Origin of the sequence: Schinkia azotoformans (assembly GCF_035811335.1) — a bacterium.
Lineage (GTDB): Bacteria > Bacillota > Bacilli > Bacillales > Bacillaceae_J > Schinkia > Schinkia azotoformans.
The window spans coordinates 168,434-184,590 of the sequence record NZ_JARSMD010000021.1 but is presented as its reverse complement, the minus strand read 5'-3'; the positions used below and the strand labels follow the sequence as shown (position 1 = coordinate 184,590).

The following is a 16,157-nucleotide window of genomic DNA, read 5'->3' as shown; positions in this document are numbered from 1 at the left end:
ATGGGTAAGCCGTATGCCTTAATAGGGCACGTACGGTTTGATAAGGGGGAAGCCTTGAAAGAGGTTTCCCTACTTTATTATTTGTTCATATTTTTGTCGAAATTTGTATAACTTTCTGATATGAAAAAGTAGTTTAATAATAGTGTTAATGGTTAATTGCACAAAAATATTATTTTAAGAAAGCACTTTCAATGATGGAGAGTGTGATTTAAATTACAGTCAGGTATTTTTAATCAGGCTAGTATAATATTGGATGTTTTTGCATGAAGGGGGTGTTCACAAATGAATCGAAAATCATGCCCAGACGAGTACCCTATCACTCTCTTTGTTAATGGTCAAAATCTAGCAACTTACCAACTTACAAACCGAGATTTAGAAGATTGGGCAGTTGGCTATTTATATTCCGAGGCAGTCATTAGCTCCCCTAATGACCTTAAAATGATCAGAATTGATGAATCGCGAGGTAGGATATTGGTAGAAACAACCAGTGACTTTGATATCGATCTTTTTCGTGAAAAACAAATGAACTTTTCAGCTGGTTGTGGCAGAGGAATTACCTTTTTTTCGATGTCAGATGTTAAAAGTTTTACTAAAGTTAAAACAAATCGGACCGTTTCACTTTCTTATTTGTTAAAGAAACGGCATGAATTTGCGATAAATTCACCGCTATATTTGGAAACAGGTGGAATGCATGGTGCCTGCATTGTCGATCGCGAAGGTAAAATCTATGTTCGTGAGGATATCGGCAGACATAATGCTGTTGATAAAATTATTGGTTTCGCCTTACGCGAAAATATGAAACCTGAAGATCTCATCCTGCTTACTACAGGACGAATTTCATATGAAATGCTTTCAAAGGCTGCCAGATTTGGCTTTGGCATTGTGGGTTCAAGGACAGCCGCCACAAAGCAGGCTATTCAATTGGCAAACTATTTGAATGTAGAAGTCATTGGCTACATTAGAGGGAAAATGATCAATGTTTACACTTCTTGTGGCCGCGTCTTAAAAGATCTTAATGACAAAGTAGCTGGAGATCTATGATCAAGCAACAAGTGAAAGGAGAATAATGTATGGCAGAATTGACTAGAAGACAATTCCTCAAATTGTCCGGTGCGACAGCAGCCACATTAGCCATTGTTGAGCTTGGCTTTAATGAAAAAGAGGTACAAGCAAAGTCTAAACAATTTAAATTAGCTGAAGCCACTGTTACACCAACGATTTGCTGCTATTGCGCAGTTGGCTGTGGAATACTTGTTCATACAAAAGACGATCATGTATTGTTCACAGAAGGAGACCCAGATCACCCTATTAATGAAGGATCGCTTTGTAGCAAAGGTACAAATATCCGTCAGGTGTACGAATCTCCACGTCGTGTGACAAAGCCACTTTATCGTGCGCCTGGGAGCAGTGAGTGGGAGGAAAAATCATGGGAATGGATGTATGACAGAATTGCAAAAAAGGTGAAAGAAACACGTGATCAAACATTTGTGACCCATGATAATGGGCTACCTGTTAATAGAACTGAGGCTATCGCGTCCCTTGGTGGAGCAGCTTTAGATAATGAAGAGGACTATTTGCTTGCTAAGCTTATGAGAGGGCTGGGATTAACCTATATTGAACACCAGGCACGTATATGACACAGCTCTACGGTTGCCGGTCTGGCACCTTCATTTGGTCGTGGAGCAATGACAAATCATTGGAATGATATTCAATATTCTGATTGCATTTTAATCATGGGTTCAAATCCCGCTGAAAACCATCCGATAAGTTTCCGTTGGATTTTAAAAGCGCAAGAAAAAGGCGGTAAGATTGTATCCGTAGACCCGCGTTTTACACGAAGTTCAGCGAAAGCTGATATTTACGCACCATTGCGTTCAGGTACAGATATTGCCTTTATTGGCGGTCTAATTCATTATGCGATTGAAAACAATCTATATCATAAAGAATATATTGTGAAATATACAAACGCAGCCTACATACTAGATGATGCGTATGATTTTCAGGATGGCTTATTTAGCGGTTTTGATGAAGCAGGCCGAAAATATGATCAAGCCACATGGAGATTTAAAAAGGATGCTGCTGGCAGTGTATTAAAGGATGAAACATTAGAAGATCCACGCTGTGTGTTCCAAATCATGAAAAAGCACTATTCTCGTTATGATATTGATACAGTTATTTCTGTAACCGGAACACCAAAAGAAAACTTCCTTGAAGTAGCTAAAGCTTTCTGTGGTACAGGGAAGGCTGGTAAAACAGGTACAATCATGTATGCAATGGGTGGAACACAATCTACTCATGGATCTCAAAACGTGCGTGCCTATGCGGTTATTCAGTTATTATTAGGAAATATTGGACTTCCTGGCGGCGGCGTTAATGCCCTTCGCGGTGAATCAAATGTTCAGGGTTCAACGGACTTTGGGCTCTTGTATCACAATATTACTGGTTATCTAAACACACCGATAGACAATGAAAAAATGGCAACTCTTCAAGCGTATCTTGATAGTGAAACACCAAAATCAGGGTATTATGTGAACAAGCCGAAATTTTTTGTGAGTTATCTTAAAGCGATGTATGGGGAAAACGCAACAGCCAATAACGAGTTTGGTTATCAATATCACCCGAAATTAAAAGCAGGGAAAAACAATTCCTATATGGGATTATTTGACGAAATGTATGAAGGGAACCTCAAAGGGCTGTTCCTATTTGGACAAAACCCGGTTGTTGGATCACCGAACTCTACAAAGTCCCATAACGCGCTTGCCCAATTAGATTGGATGGTTTCAATTGACCTTTTTGAAACAGAGACGTCCGCTTTCTGGAAAAAGGAAGCTGGGAAAAATCCTGCTGAAATTAAGACTGAAGTTTTCTTTTTACCTGCATGTAGTTCATATGAGAAAGAAGGAACCGTTACGAATTCTGGCCGTTGGATGCAATATCGTTGGCAGGCAATTCAACCAAAAGGAGATTCCAAGGGTGATTTAGAAATCATTCACGTTTTGGCTCGCAAATTAAAAGAGCTGTACAAAAATGATTCTTCACCAGTTGCAGCACCATTCAATGCAATGAGTTGGAACTTTGGCGAGCATGATCATCCGGATATCGACCTTGTTCAACGTGAAATCAATGGCTTTGATTCCAAAACAGGCAAACTCGTTCCTGGCTTTGGGAAGTTGATGGATGATGGTTCAACAGCATGCGGCAACTGGATCTATTGCGGTTTCTATCCGGAGGAAGGCAAAAATCTATCAAAGGCTCGTGATAACAAAGATACAGGCATGAATAACTTCTTAAATTGGTCTTTTGCATGGCCAATGAACCGTCGGATTCTTTATAATCGTTGTTCTACAGACTATAATGGCAAGCCATGGTCTGAAGATAAAAAAGTGATTTGGTGGGATCAATTGAAGAAGGAATGGACAGGTTATGATGTTCCAGACTTTGTGAAAACACAAGCTCCAACTGAGGAAGCGGGACTTAAACCGTTTATTATGAATGCATCCGGTGTGGGTAATTTATTTGCTAACTTAAAAGATGGCCCACTTCCAGAGCATTATGAGCCATATGAAAGTCCAATTCCGAACCCATTCTCCAGTATCGAGGTAAGCCCTGTTGCAGCCATGTTTAGTAAAAAGAGCAACAAGAAAGGAAGCCCTAAAGATTTTCCAATTGTGGCAACAACTTATCGTGTCAGCGAGCATTGGCAGTCTGGATCAATGACGCGGAACCAATCATTCCTTGCTGAACTTATGCCGCATATGTTTGTGGAAATCAGTGAAGAATTGGCTAAGGAAAAGGGGATTAACAATAAAGACCGTGTTATCATCAAATCAGCCCGGGCTGAAATTGAAGTGTATGCTCTAGTTACGAAACGCTTTAAACCTTATAAGATTAAAGGGCAAAAAGTACACCATATCGGCATGCCTTGGAACTACGGCTTTAATGGAATTGCCACTGGCGCTTCCGCTAATGATTTAACAACCTATGTAGGGGATGCTAACTCTCAAATTCCTGAATATAAAGCGTTCCTTTGTGATATAAGGAGGGCATAAGATGACAGAATATATTAAATATGTAGATGTAACGAAGTGTGATGGTTGCCGTGCTTGCATGGTCGCTTGTAAAAGTTGGAACGACCTTGAAGCAGAACCCGAAAGCTTCAACGGCACAATTCAGTCACATGAAACATTGACAGCGAATACGTGGAATTTAATTACGTATCAAGAAAAAGAAATGAATGGGCGCTTTGAATGGTTATTCCGTCATAAATCTTGCCTTCATTGTACGGATGCAGGCTGTGAAAAGGTTTGCCCGGAAAATGCAATCAGCTACACAGATTATGGTTCAGTTGTAGTTGACTATGATAAATGTGTCGGCTGTGGGTATTGCGTCGAAGGATGCCCGTTTGATGTGATCCAGCTAACCCACTATATTGATGAAAATGGGAGAGAGCAGCGTCGTGCCCAAAAATGTACTTTATGTACAGACCGTCTTGATGAAGGTTTACAACCTGCTTGTGTAAACTCCTGTCATACAGATGCATTAATGTTTGGGGAAAAAGATGAAATGTTAGCACTTGCCGAAAAGCGTGTTAAAGAAGTGAAAGAACGTTATCCCAAAGCACATATCTATAATCCGCCTGGTGTAAATGGCACTCATACTATTTATGTTCTTGTGGAGGACCCTGAGTTTTACGGCTTGCCAAAGAACCCGAAAGTACCAACCTCAGCTAAGATTTGGAAAGACTATGCACAGCCGATAGGAAAAGCATTATTAGGGGTAACAACGATGGCTGTTCTCGGCAGTATGGTTTCTAACAAATTTTTAAATCCTTATCATGGTGGAGGCGATTCTGATGAGCAAAAGTAGTGAGCGCATGGTTAAGCGTTTTGGTTTGCCGTTTCGTATTGCCCATTGGACTGTAGCATTTTCGTTTTTGGCGCTGTATATAACTGCACTGCCGATGTATACCGAGTTTTTCGATTGGCTCTGGCCGATATTAGGTGGTCCGGCTAATGCCAGGATTTTGCATAGAATTTTTGGAGTAACTTTGATGGTTCCGCTTTTCATTATGATTTTCTTTGATCCAAAGGCATTGTTACATTGGCTTAAAAGTGCCTTTACTTGGGGTAAGCATGATATCCAATTTTTATTGGCTTTCCCACTCGTGTTTTTTGGGAAAGATAAGGAATATCCAAAGCAGGACTTTTACAATGCTGGAGAAAAAATAAACTCTTTACTTCAATTATTTTGTGGTATTGGGATCGTCGGTTCAGGGATCATCATTTGGAAAACAAACTGGTTCCCAAATTGGCTTGTTGATATCGGCTATCCTGTTCATGCTATTTGTGTAGGGCTCTCTGTAGCCGTTGTGATTGGGCATGCTTATTTGGGTACATTTGCCCCCGACGGATGGAAAGCATTTCGTGGCATGGTAAAAGGTGAGGTATCAGAAGAATGGGCGAAGCACCATCATGGCCGTTGGACCGATGAAGTAGAGAAAGCGAAAAAGGAAAAAGGTGCTTAAACTTATGTCAGTTATCAATAAGGAATATATTGACCTTCAAAAAGAGATCTTAAAAAAACAATCATTGTGGAAAAAGGAAATCAGTCAAGATTTTCACCATAGTGAGCTTTCGATTAAAAATGAAAATATGCCATTAATTGAGCAATTGGATTTCAAGGTGCCCATTCCAATTTATAAGTCATGGATTTTAGAATTAATGGAATTACTATCTGATAGACAACCATCTCTAACAAGCGAAATGGGTCAAATTAAAGAGTTGTTAAATGATGTGATTTTGGAACAATGGGTTGATGAAGTGCTTACTTTCAATGAATATTATTTCACACATTTGGTCCAAGAATGGAAAGTAAGTGAATGGATTCCGCAGTTTTTAGCCGAACATGCCATTCGTCCTTATTTGCGTCAAATGGCAGATGTTTATGCTGAAGACCTTACTAGCTTTAAGCATACAGGAACATGTCCATGCTGCGGTGAACCGGTGCGTCTTGCCAGATTAGAAGGCAAAGTAGGTAAGAAAGTTCTGTACTGTCCACGGTGTTATGCATCTTGGTCCGAAAAACGAACAAAATGCTCTCATTGCGGTGTGGATCATGATGATAAAATGAACTATCTTCATCTGGAAAATGACCCAACAAAACAGTTGTATGTTTGTGATGATTGCAATGGCTATGTTAAAGTAATGGATGAAAAACAAGTATTAAAAATAGAAGAACCAGCCCTTTTGGACCTAAACACAATTCATTTAGATATACTTGCCCAAGAAAAAGGATATGGTGTTACGATAGAAAAAGATAGAGTTAACTAAGGCGGTGGGATTTTACACCGCCTTTTTTCAACTGTTTAGTTTAAGAGTTAAATACTAAATTGAGTAGGTGGGACAAGCATGAATGCAACAGCAATCATCCTAGCTGGTGGAAAATCCAGCAGAATGGGCACAAATAAAGCACTATTACCAATGGATGGAAAACCAAATATCGAGTTGATTAAAGACCAATTAACACCTTTTTTTTCTGATATAATAGTCGTAACGAATGATTTTGAAGCCTATGAATTTTTGAAAGTGCCGATGGTAAAAGATGAGTACGTAGGGAAAGGGCCACTTGCCGGTATTCATACAGGATTAAAGAACAGCAACACAGAAACCAACTTTTTCGTCGCTTGTGATATGCCTTTTGTCTCAGGTGAATTAGCTCAATATCTAGTTTCCTTATGCGAGAATTATGATGCGGTTGTTCCAAATATAAACGGAACATTACATCCGCTATTCTCTGTTTTTAAGAAAGAGACACTACCAAAGATAGAACAATGTTTGCAAGCGGAACGCTTACGAATTAGAGACTTTCTTAATGAAGTAGCAGTACTTTTTGTACATGAAAATGATATAGACCCTGTCCTGGTTGGTAATATCGAAAAAGTATTTTATAATATGAATTATCCTGTGGATTATGAAAAAGCTAGAAATTGGCTAAAGCAGTAAGTGATTTTTTACGGTAAATTACGGGGGGAGGGGTTATTTTTGCAATTTTTTAAAGTAAAATCAGTTGAGGAAACATATGACTTAATAAGACAACATGTCAAAGCCATTACTACACAAGAGACTGTTTTTCTATCTGAAGCATTACATAGAATACTAGCGGAGGACCTTGTTTCATCTGAAAATATTCCAAGCTTTCGCCGCTCTACGGTTGATGGTTATGCTATTAAAGCTTCGGATATTTATGGTTCCTCAGAATCTATGCCCGGCTTTCTAAATGTTGTTGGAGAAGTCCACATGGGAGAGGAAGTAAGCCAAGAACTGGAAGCCGGCGAAGCGATGTATATCCCAACTGGAGGCATGGTTCCAAAAGGTGCTGACAGTGTAATTATGATTGAACATTGTGAAGATATTAGCGGGTTATTAAATACGTATCGTTCGATTGCACCTGGTGAAAATATTATTGGCATTGGTGAGGATATTAGGGAAGGTGAAACGTTTCTTACAAAGGGGACAATGCTAAGACCACAGGAAATCGGTGCCATCGGTTCATTAGGAATTGATCGAGTGAATGTTTACCAAAAAATCACTGTCGGTTATTTATCATCTGGTGACGAAATCGTCCCATATGAAACAAATCAGATCTTACCTGGACAGGTTCGTGATATTAATGTCTTAACCATTGGCAATATGGTCAAAGAATGGGGTTATGATTTTGTTTACGGTGGAATAGTCCCGGATCAATATGAGATCTTCCAAAAACGAGCGGCGGAATTAGCTGAAAAGGTAGATTGTCTTATCCTGTCGGGAGGCAGTTCCGTCGGTGCAAAGGACTATACAACCGAAGTTATACAATCAATCGGAGATCCGGGTGTATATGTTCATGGTGTATCAGTTAAGCCCGGGAAACCGACGATCCTATCTCAAGCGGGTGGGCTTCCTGTTATTGGGCTTCCTGGGCATCCGGCTTCGGCAATGATTATCTTCCAATTATTTGGTAGTGAAATCTTAACGAGATTAAGCGGAGGAAAAACAAGTGAATTGCCATCTAGAGCGATTGCTAAGATGAAGAAAAACATTCCGTCATCACCAGGCCGCTCAGATTATATACGTGTAAAATTAAGCTTTGAAGAGGGAGAATGGTGGGCAGAACCAATCTTAGGGAAATCAGGTTTATTAAAAACGTTAGTTCAAAGCGACGGTATAATTGAAATTCCTTCTAATAAAGAAGGGGTAGTGATAGGTGAAGCGGTTTCTGTTATTTTGCTGCGGTAGGAAGGTGAAAATTCTTGAAGGATAAAAGGTACGGTAGAAAGATATATTTAGAGGACAAGCCCCGAAGTCAGGCATTACAGGAATTACTAGATGCATTTACATTTGAACGTGTGATTGAAAAAGTGCCAACTCCAGAGGCGCTCGGTAGAATAACTGCTGCTCCAATTTATGCTCGGCTTTCGCAACCACATTATCATGCCTCGGCCATGGACGGCATTTCTGTAATAGCTGAAGAAACCTATGGTGCACATGAACAAAACCCTGTACAATTATCTATATCAAATGGTCAGTTTATATACGTCGATACGGGAAATCCAATTCCCTCCCCTTTCGATGCCGTTATTATGATTGAAAATGTACATGTTGTAGATGAAGATACGATTGAAATTATTGAACCAGCGACACCATGGCAGCATATCAGGCCTATTGGGGAAGATGTTGTAACAGGGGAAATGCTGCTACCACAAGGACATAAGCTGCGACCAGTTGACCTTGGGGCGTTACTTGGCGGAGGAGTCTTTGAAGTTCCCGTCACCAAAAAGCCAATCGTTTCGATCATTCCTACAGGTAATGAAATCGTTAGTCCGAGTATCGACGTGAAACCCGGAGAAATTATTGAAACGAATGGGACTGTATTTGCGGGCTATGTAACGGACTGGGGAGGGGCTCCAGTTAAAGAGGAGATCGTTAAAGATAACCCGGATTTAATTCGCCAGGTTCTTCTAACTGCAGCAGAAAAATCAGATATTGTGATAATCAATGCTGGATCATCTGCGGGCTCAAAAGATTATACGGTTCATATCATTGCTGAAATCGGCCAAGTATTATCACATGGCGTTGCAACACGTCCAGGTAAACCCGTTGTCCTTGGGAAAATTCATAATACAGTGGTGATTGGACTTCCCGGCTATCCTGTTTCTGCTTATCTAGCGATGGAATGGTTTGTCCGGCCGCTTATTTGTGAATATTTAGGAGTGGCCGAGCCGGAAAGAGAGAAATTAACGGTTAAACTTGGTCGTCGCGTTATCTCGAATATGGGGTCCGAAGATTTTGTTAGAATGAATATTGGCTATGTGAATGGTCAATACATTGCGAACCCGCTGACAAGGGCAGCAGGTGTAACAATGTCGATGGTTCGGGCGGATGGCCTACTGCTGGTTCCGGCTGAAAGCCTCGGTTTAGAACAAGGTGAAATGGTGGAGTTGGATTTATATAAACCATTAAAGGTGATCAATAAGTCGATCTTGTTTAGCGGCAGTCATGACTTAACTATTGATATAATATCTTCCCAAATCCGGAGTCAGGATATTAATAGGCAAATCATTTCGTCCCATACTGGCAGCATGGCAGGACTTATGGCGATCCGAAAAGGGGAAGCCCATATTGCCGGTATTCATTTATTAGATCCGGACTCAGGTGAGTATAACTTGCCTTTTATAAAAAAATATATCAACGATCAAAAACTAGTATTATTAAGATTTTTGAAAAGGGAGCAAGGCTGGATTGTTGCCAAAGGAAATCCAGATCATGTTCATTCGGTCAATGATTTAATAGAAAAGAACTTAAATTTCGTTAATAGACAAAAAGGTGCCGGTACGAGAATTTTATTTGATCATCTATTGAAAAAAGCCAATCTTTCTTCTGAAAGTGTAAAAGGCTATCAAAGGGAAATGTTCTCACATTTAAGTGTTGCGGCTGAGGTAAAACAACAGGAAAAAAGCGTCGGACTAGGTATTTATTCAGCTGCAAAAGCGATGGATTTAGATTTTATTCCGATTGCAGATGAAAGTTATGACCTATTAATGACAGCCTCCTTCTATGAAAGCGAAGGTGGAAAATTGTTAGAAACTGTACTGCGATCCAAAGAGTTTAAAAACACAGTAGAACAACTAGGCGGCTACAAAGTGATCCAGGATTTCCAACCCTACTACATTTAATTTAGATGTATTGAATCAGTTACAATTCTGCGACAATTTAATAGTTTGAGTTGTGAAATAACTTTGAACACATGAATGACTATATAGCCAAAATACTATGAAAAAGCGTATAATATATTTATCTTAAGGTGGTTAATATCACTGCTAGATATTCAAATTGATGTAGGAGGAAATTATCATGTTATCGAACATTGGAATTCCAGGCTTAATTCTTATTCTAATTTTGGCATTGATAGTATTTGGACCAAAGAAACTACCTGAAATAGGAAAAGCCACGGGTCAAACGATTCGGGAATTCAAAAAGTCAACTAAAGAATTAACTAGCGATGTTGTAGAAGAATTTGATGAAGTGAAAAAAGAAGTAAAAGACCTTAAAAACTAATATAGCTTCCAAACAACTTTAGGAGTGAACATTTATGCTATCAAATATTGGTATACCAGGATTAATCTTAATTCTTGTAATTGCACTTGTAGTTTTCGGACCATCTAAATTACCGGAGATCGGTAAAGCAGTCGGCAGTTCATTAAAAGAGTTTAAAAAAGCAACAAGTGAACTGGCAAAAGATGATGATGAACCTAAGAAGATTGAGGAACAAAAGAAAGACACTATGTAATATAGAAGGTAGAGGGAAGGTGTAGGATCTATCATCTTACATCTTCTTTCCAGTTATACAGCTAAGAAATTAAACATATGCTCTCATCGTTTGGGGGGACTAATTTGGAACAAGATCAAAGTATGAATTTGGTTGGACATCTTGATGAGTTGCGGAATCGTATCATTATCACAGGTGTTGCCTTTATTATTTTCTTTATTGCAGCATTTATTTATGTCCAAGAAATATATGACTTTTTTGTAAGGGGATTGGATTTTAAGCTGACCGTTTTAAGTCCAACGGAGATCGTATGGGTTTATATGCAAATTGCCGGTATTGCTGCAATAGCATTAACAATTCCGGTACTTGCCTGGCAACTTTGGCTGTTTATTAGACCGGCTTTGAAACCTATAGAACAAAAGGTCACGCTTTCCTATATTCCTGCACTATTTATTTTGTTTATAGCGGGCCTTTGCTTTGGTTATTTCTTTATTTTTCCGATTGTATTTGATTTTTTACTAGGCTTAGCCGGCGAAAATATGCAAAATATGTTCACGATTGAGAAATATTTTGGCTTTTTGTTAAGAATTACCTTGCCGTTTGCCATCCTTTTTGAATTGCCTGTTATCGTTATGTTTTTAACAAGCCTTGGCATCATTGATCCAGTTAAACTGTCTAAAATTAGAAAATATGCCTATTTAGTATTAGCAATTGTTTCTGCCGTCGTTACACCCCCAGATTTCTTATCACAAACATTAGTAATGATACCATTGTGTTTGTTGTATGAAATCAGTATTCAATTATCTAAAGTGGTATATCGGAAAAAACTGAAAAAGGATAGAATGGCAAAAGAAGAATTTGGAATGCTGGATCCTGAAGAGCAAGAATTAATGGAAAAAGAAAAAACAGCAGAATAAAGCTTATGAATACTAAGTAAAACACGCCTGATCATTGGTCAGGCGTGTTTATCATTATGCCCGCAACTTGCTGTAAGCGGTCGTAAAATTGTTCGCGAATGGGCCCTTCTAAACCGATATCGTCCATTGCTTCTCTCATGCACGCTAGCCATGCAGTGGCCCTTGTTGGCGTAATTTCAAAGGGCATATGCCTTGCTCTCATCGCAGGGGGGCCGAATTCATCACTATAAAGAGTAGGGCCACCAGTAAACTGTGTTAAAAACATTTTCTGTTTTCTTTTAATTTCTTCCATATCTCCTTCAAATAAAGGACTTAGAATTGGATTTGCATAAACCTTTGGGTAAAAGGAATTCACAAGCTTTTGGATTATTTCTTCCCCACCAAGCATTTCATATGGAGTTTCAAAATTCATTCTATCACCTATTTTTCCTATTTATTATACTATAATATATCAAAAGAAGGTTTTGATAAAAGTGATTTATATCACACTTTCTATTATGGCATAGAAAATAGATTCTTGGTAAAATAATGTGAAACTTGTGGAACTTGTATATAGAAAGGACGTTATTCTTTGAAAAAACCATTTTACCAATTTGTACTAAAGTTTCGAACAACGAAAAAAGGAGATATACTAGGTCAATTTGCAGAAGAGGTTTATAAAGACCATAGTTTTCCTAAATATTCTTCAGATTATCACGAAATCAGCAGCTATTTGGAATTAAATGATACAGCCCTACATTCAGTTAGTATCTTTGACCAAGTGTGGGAAATGTATGAACAGGAAGTTATTGGATTATAGATAAAAATGTTTTTCTCAAATCATTTTGCCAACATTTCTAAGCAATATAATTTTCGTACAGCGGAAATTATAAAAAAGAAAGGGAAAAAAATTTGGGAGGAACAGACACGTGAAAATAAAATCACTAAAATTAATCGTAATGAGTGTATCATTGTCAATAATGGGTGCCTGCGGTGTTAATAATGCAAACGAGGAGCAGGATATTTTAAACCCTAATGCAGCTACCATTTCTAGTATGAATACATCATTAAATAGCGATCAATATCCGCATACAGTACCGATGCTAACGAATGGTGCGAAGTACGAATTTAGAATTGCGGATGGGCGTTCGGGTGGAATGTATAATTTTGATGGTGGAGATTACCGTCAACAAGAGCAGCAAAACCAGCAATATTTACAGCAGTACCGACAACAATTCCAACGGGTACCACAAGCTCCTCAGGAGCAAGTACAACAAGTGCCACAACAACAAGTACCAAAACAACAAGCACAACAGGCTCCAAAGCAACAAACACAGAAAACACAGCAAGCTGCTCCTACTGCAGGCATAAGTGCTGCTGAATCAAAAGTTGTGCAATTAACAAATGTAGAGCGGAGAAAAAATGGGCTGCCTGATTTGCAAATGGACACAGCTTTAAGTAAGGTTGCTCACGAAAAAGCGAATGATATGCAGTCCAAGCATTATTTTTCACATACAAGTCCAACCTATGGATCACCATTTGATATGATGCGTGATTTTGGCATTACTTATCGTTCTGCGGGTGAAAACATTGCCCAAGGCCAAACAACACCGGAAGAGGTTGTTCAGGCTTGGATGAACAGTGAGGGGCACCGTAAAAACATTTTAAGTGCTGATTTTACTCATATAGGAGTAGGTTATACACAGCAGGGGAGTTATTGGTCACAAATGTTTATAAAAAAATAATCACGAAATAAAAAAACAGGCTGTCTTAAACTTACCATTTCGGATAAATTTAGGACAGCCAGTTCCTTTTAAAAATAAAGCTTTTTAATTTTATCAATGACATAATCTGTATGATTAGATACTTGTGGAATGGAATATCCGACATAAAGTGGTGATGTCGGAAAACGAGGAATGACCTTAACAGCGATTTTTCCAGCATACTCGTAAAAAAACAAATTATAGCTATTACAATTTCGATTAAAGTGATTCAAAATATAGTGAGTGGCAATCTGGATATCCTCTGCAAAAGTTTTTAAGCCCGATTCAGCTTCCATGATCACATTAAATTCGTAAAAGCCCATTCTAGGGTATTTTGAAATGTTAAATTCCACCCCGTCTTGAACCTCGATCGGAACCCCAATAAAATGATCGTCGTGTAATGAATCCAGATAGTTAATATGATCGAGTCCAACAATTTGCATATGGGGATGACGTAGTGAACCACCGGATAATGGACCATGATTTTTGAAAAAAAGCACAGATTTATACTTCTTAGTCTTAATCATCTCTTTCCAATGGTTGAGTCCAAACGAAATGACTTTATATAAGTGCTCCTTACTATACTCGGATAATTCTGATTGGCATTCATCTGTCTCAATAATGACCGTTTGAAACGTTTTTTCTAATGTAGGATATTTATTTTTCAGCCAAATGATTGAGCCGTCAGTATCAAAAATATCTGTAAGCGCATCCCGCTTACAAAAAGGGCATGTTGTATCAGAATGAATTAGACTGTTTGGCTTTTGCGAACCAATCGAGGAATCAAATATTAAATGATTATGCATAATCGAGTTTGCTCCTTTAACAGTTTCCTATAATAAGTTTATTATAGATTTAAAGGCTTTACCACTAAAAAGCTAGTTTGATTATTAAAGCCTGTTTTTTCCGATTGCTGCACCTTCAAACAAAATCCTCCATACAATGTTAGTAACTGTAAATAGAAATGGAGGGCAATAAATTCATGCAAAATAAAAATAATAACAATAATATGTTTGGGAATATCGAGAAGAAAACAGGTGTCAATATGAGTGACATTTTGAAATTGGCAAACTCTTTATCTAATGCAAATTTCAAAGATGAAAACACAGTAAGAAGAGTGATCCAGCAGGTAGCACAATTAGCCGGTAAACGCGTTCCAAAAGAAAAAGAAGACATGCTAGTTAAATCAATTTTAAGCAATAATATGCCAATGGATTTAAACTCATTAACGAAAATGATGAAATAAGCTTCATGTACTAAATAAAGAGGCTAGCTCATTCGAGAAAGCCTCTTTGTGTGTTAATGAATGATTATTTCCGGAATGGAAATCATCATATCCGAAGACATTTTTGGTTCATAGCTTCGATATTTAATTAGGGCTTTTCCCTCTTTTAATACGGAGAGCGATAATATTTTTTCAGGTGACTTTCCTTTTGTCTCGAGAAGGAAATGAACGTCATTTTCAGTTAACGTATATTCATGAAGATCTATTCCTAGTAAATGGCGGCTTGTTTTAATCGTATTGGAATCATTTTTAATAAAGGAGGCCAGCTCAACTAAGGAAAATTTATTATTGTTTCCTTGAAGATGATGAACGGCTTCCTTTACTTTGTCCGTAATGGTATGAAAAATTGTTTTAAAATCCAAGACAATCCTCCTATATTTATCCGTCGTCTTCACTTTCATCCTGGGCATGTTCGATATAGTCATCTAATGGCAGGAATGAAAGGACTTCTTTTATGATTGTGTTTCCCTTTTGGTTAACCATTTCTTGTCCAAACGCATTTTTTGCCTTCACCGCTATTTTAATAGTATGAGCAAAGGCTTGTGACTTAGTCATTTCCATGTTTTCTCAAAGTGTGCATAAGATTCAAAACAAAAAGCGTTATCTCAAGCGATGCCCCTTTTTAAGCGTTTAAAGGTAAGACGTATAAGAATACAGCAAAGAAATGTGCAACAGAACCTAAAAGTACAAATACATGCCAGACTGCATGGTGAAAGATGAATCCTCGCCATACATAAAAAATAGTGCCAATCGTATAAAGAATTCCACCTGTCACTAATAACACCATACCGCCCGTTGAGAGACCAGCAGCAAGCGGCTTCCATGCAAATACTATAAGCCAACCCATTACAACATAAAGGATTGTAGAAAGGTATAAAAATCTTTTGCAAAAGAAGATCTTAAACACTACTCCTAACAAAGCTAGCCCCCATATGATACCGAATAAAGTCCATCCAACCCAACCTTTTATTACGATAAACAAAAACGGAGTATATGTCCCAGCGATAAATAGATAGATGGAAGAATGGTCCATAATTTCAAAAATATCTTTCGCTTTACCCGCTGGAAAACTGTGTACTAGCGTAGAGGAGACATATAAGAGCAGCATTGTCCCTCCAAAAATTGAAAAGCTGATGACATGGAGTACGGATCCTTCTAAACTTGAAAAAACTGTGAGTAAAACAAGTGCTGCAATACTAAGCAGAGCGCCGATACCATGAGTAATTGAGTTTACAATTTCCTCAATTTTTGTAAATGTATGCGTTGTATTCATGAATGATTTACTTCCTTTCAAAGTCGAATACTCAATAATTCGTATTATAACAGAAATGTCGTTGTTCAATGTATTTTAAAGTGATTTTTAAAAATATATCATACCGATATCAAAGTGCTATCAGAATGATAGGGTTG

At 38.2% G+C, this 16,157-nt stretch carries 19 protein-coding genes; 14 read left to right on the top strand and 5 right to left on the bottom strand.

What is annotated here, in order from left to right; genetic code table 11:
- The first annotated feature begins 282 nt into the window (after nt 1-282).
- The 11 genes from fdhD (at nt 283) to tatC (ending at nt 11,720) form a co-directional block, all read left to right on the top strand.
- Nucleotides 283-1,041 carry a formate dehydrogenase accessory sulfurtransferase FdhD gene (fdhD, locus tag P9E47_RS13795; RefSeq protein ID WP_003330175.1) on the top strand — a complete coding sequence of 253 codons (759 nt, stop codon included), beginning with the start codon at nt 283-285 and terminating at the stop codon, nt 1,039-1,041.
- A 29-nt stretch (nt 1,042-1,070) separates the two neighbouring features.
- Nucleotides 1,071-4,049, top strand: a complete 2,979-nt coding sequence (gene fdnG, locus P9E47_RS13790; protein WP_326163699.1) for a formate dehydrogenase-N subunit alpha — start codon at nt 1,071-1,073, stop codon at nt 4,047-4,049.
- A gap of 1 nt (nt 4,050) precedes the next feature.
- Complete coding sequence (locus tag P9E47_RS13785; protein WP_003330178.1) at nt 4,051-4,866, top strand: 4Fe-4S dicluster domain-containing protein; 816 nt, start codon at nt 4,051-4,053, stop codon at nt 4,864-4,866.
- Nucleotides 4,853-5,524: a formate dehydrogenase subunit gamma gene (locus tag P9E47_RS13780; protein ID WP_326153859.1), complete on the top strand. Its 672-nt coding sequence runs from the start codon at nt 4,853-4,855 to the stop codon at nt 5,522-5,524. Before P9E47_RS13785 ends, P9E47_RS13780 begins: the two co-directional genes overlap by 14 nt.
- 4 nt (nt 5,525-5,528) lie before the next feature.
- The gene (locus P9E47_RS13775) at nt 5,529-6,329 is read left to right on the top strand and encodes a formate dehydrogenase accessory protein FdhE (protein WP_003330181.1); all 801 of its coding nucleotides are present in this window, start codon (nt 5,529-5,531) and stop codon (nt 6,327-6,329) included.
- Nucleotides 6,330-6,407: 78 nt separating this feature from the next.
- Nucleotides 6,408-7,001 carry a molybdenum cofactor guanylyltransferase gene (gene mobA / locus P9E47_RS13770; RefSeq protein ID WP_003330182.1) on the top strand — a complete coding sequence of 198 codons (594 nt, stop codon included), beginning with the start codon at nt 6,408-6,410 and terminating at the stop codon, nt 6,999-7,001.
- A 39-nt stretch (nt 7,002-7,040) separates the two neighbouring features.
- Nucleotides 7,041-8,273, top strand: a complete 1,233-nt coding sequence (locus P9E47_RS13765; protein WP_326163698.1) for a molybdopterin molybdotransferase MoeA — start codon at nt 7,041-7,043, stop codon at nt 8,271-8,273.
- 14 nt (nt 8,274-8,287) lie between these two features.
- A complete protein-coding gene (locus P9E47_RS13760; protein ID WP_003330184.1) occupies nt 8,288-10,210 on the top strand; it encodes a molybdopterin biosynthesis protein in 1,923 nt (640 codons plus the stop codon).
- A gap of 178 nt (nt 10,211-10,388) precedes the next feature.
- Nucleotides 10,389-10,592: a twin-arginine translocase TatA/TatE family subunit gene (gene tatA, locus P9E47_RS13755; RefSeq protein ID WP_003330185.1), complete on the top strand. Its 204-nt coding sequence runs from the start codon at nt 10,389-10,391 to the stop codon at nt 10,590-10,592.
- Between the two features lie 34 nt (nt 10,593-10,626).
- The gene (locus P9E47_RS13750; protein ID WP_003330186.1) at nt 10,627-10,824 is read left to right on the top strand and encodes a twin-arginine translocase TatA/TatE family subunit; all 198 of its coding nucleotides are present in this window, start codon (nt 10,627-10,629) and stop codon (nt 10,822-10,824) included.
- Between the two features lie 104 nt (nt 10,825-10,928).
- A complete protein-coding gene (gene tatC / locus P9E47_RS13745) occupies nt 10,929-11,720 on the top strand; it encodes a twin-arginine translocase subunit TatC (RefSeq protein WP_003330187.1) in 792 nt (263 codons plus the stop codon).
- Between the two features lie 31 nt (nt 11,721-11,751).
- Here the strand turns inward: tatC and P9E47_RS13740 are convergent, their stop codons facing one another.
- Nucleotides 11,752-12,132: a globin domain-containing protein gene (locus tag P9E47_RS13740; protein ID WP_003330188.1), complete on the bottom strand. Its 381-nt coding sequence runs from the start codon at nt 12,130-12,132 to the stop codon at nt 11,752-11,754.
- A gap of 159 nt (nt 12,133-12,291) precedes the next feature.
- Here P9E47_RS13740 and P9E47_RS13735 point away from each other — a divergent pair, with 159 nt between their 5' ends.
- Both P9E47_RS13735 and P9E47_RS13730 read left to right on the top strand, forming a co-directional pair.
- Nucleotides 12,292-12,519, top strand: a complete 228-nt coding sequence (locus tag P9E47_RS13735; RefSeq protein ID WP_003330190.1) for a YozE family protein — start codon at nt 12,292-12,294, stop codon at nt 12,517-12,519.
- Nucleotides 12,520-12,628: 109 nt separating this feature from the next.
- A complete protein-coding gene (locus tag P9E47_RS13730) occupies nt 12,629-13,444 on the top strand; it encodes a CAP domain-containing protein (protein ID WP_326163697.1) in 816 nt (271 codons plus the stop codon).
- Between the two features lie 68 nt (nt 13,445-13,512).
- Here P9E47_RS13730 and P9E47_RS13725 read toward each other — a convergent pair whose 3' ends face one another.
- Nucleotides 13,513-14,268, bottom strand: coding sequence for a DUF4931 domain-containing protein (locus P9E47_RS13725; protein WP_326163695.1), 756 nt, complete (start codon nt 14,266-14,268; stop codon nt 13,513-13,515).
- Between the two features lie 176 nt (nt 14,269-14,444).
- Between P9E47_RS13725 and P9E47_RS13720 the strand changes: the two genes are divergently transcribed.
- Nucleotides 14,445-14,708, top strand: a complete 264-nt coding sequence (locus P9E47_RS13720) for a stage VI sporulation protein F (RefSeq protein ID WP_003330193.1) — start codon at nt 14,445-14,447, stop codon at nt 14,706-14,708.
- 53 nt (nt 14,709-14,761) lie between these two features.
- Here P9E47_RS13720 and P9E47_RS13715 read toward each other — a convergent pair whose 3' ends face one another.
- The 3 genes from P9E47_RS13715 to trhA form a co-directional block, all read right to left on the bottom strand.
- Nucleotides 14,762-15,109: a hypothetical protein gene (locus tag P9E47_RS13715; protein ID WP_003330194.1), complete on the bottom strand. Its 348-nt coding sequence runs from the start codon at nt 15,107-15,109 to the stop codon at nt 14,762-14,764.
- Nucleotides 15,110-15,125: 16 nt separating this feature from the next.
- Nucleotides 15,126-15,302 carry a hypothetical protein gene (locus P9E47_RS13710; protein ID WP_157382066.1) on the bottom strand — a complete coding sequence of 59 codons (177 nt, stop codon included), beginning with the start codon at nt 15,300-15,302 and terminating at the stop codon, nt 15,126-15,128.
- A gap of 67 nt (nt 15,303-15,369) precedes the next feature.
- Entirely contained in the window at nt 15,370-16,020 is a 651-nt protein-coding gene (gene trhA / locus P9E47_RS13705; RefSeq protein ID WP_003330195.1) for a PAQR family membrane homeostasis protein TrhA, read from the bottom strand.
- Between the last annotated feature and the right edge of the window lie 137 nt (nt 16,021-16,157).

What these genes read in the sequence shown, in the direction of transcription:
- mobA (WP_003330182.1), top strand. Translation starts at nt 6,408, where the DNA reads ATGAATGCAACAGCAATCATCCTAGCTGGTGGAAAATCCAGCAGAATG.
- fdhD (WP_003330175.1), top strand. Translation starts at nt 283, where the DNA reads ATGAATCGAAAATCATGCCCAGACGAGTACCCTATCACTCTCTTTGTT.
- P9E47_RS13780 (WP_326153859.1), top strand. Translation starts at nt 4,853, where the DNA reads ATGAGCAAAAGTAGTGAGCGCATGGTTAAGCGTTTTGGTTTGCCGTTT.
- P9E47_RS13725 (WP_326163695.1), bottom strand. Translation starts at nt 14,268, where the DNA reads ATGCATAATCATTTAATATTTGATTCCTCGATTGGTTCGCAAAAGCCA.
- trhA (WP_003330195.1), bottom strand. Translation starts at nt 16,020, where the DNA reads ATGAATACAACGCATACATTTACAAAAATTGAGGAAATTGTAAACTCA.
- tatA (WP_003330185.1), top strand. Translation starts at nt 10,389, where the DNA reads ATGTTATCGAACATTGGAATTCCAGGCTTAATTCTTATTCTAATTTTG.
- P9E47_RS13750 (WP_003330186.1), top strand. Translation starts at nt 10,627, where the DNA reads ATGCTATCAAATATTGGTATACCAGGATTAATCTTAATTCTTGTAATT.
- P9E47_RS13720 (WP_003330193.1), top strand. Translation starts at nt 14,445, where the DNA reads ATGCAAAATAAAAATAATAACAATAATATGTTTGGGAATATCGAGAAG.
- P9E47_RS13740 (WP_003330188.1), bottom strand. Translation starts at nt 12,132, where the DNA reads ATGAATTTTGAAACTCCATATGAAATGCTTGGTGGGGAAGAAATAATC.
- P9E47_RS13775 (WP_003330181.1), top strand. Translation starts at nt 5,529, where the DNA reads ATGTCAGTTATCAATAAGGAATATATTGACCTTCAAAAAGAGATCTTA.
- P9E47_RS13785 (WP_003330178.1), top strand. Translation starts at nt 4,051, where the DNA reads ATGACAGAATATATTAAATATGTAGATGTAACGAAGTGTGATGGTTGC.
- P9E47_RS13710 (WP_157382066.1), bottom strand. Translation starts at nt 15,302, where the DNA reads ATGACTAAGTCACAAGCCTTTGCTCATACTATTAAAATAGCGGTGAAG.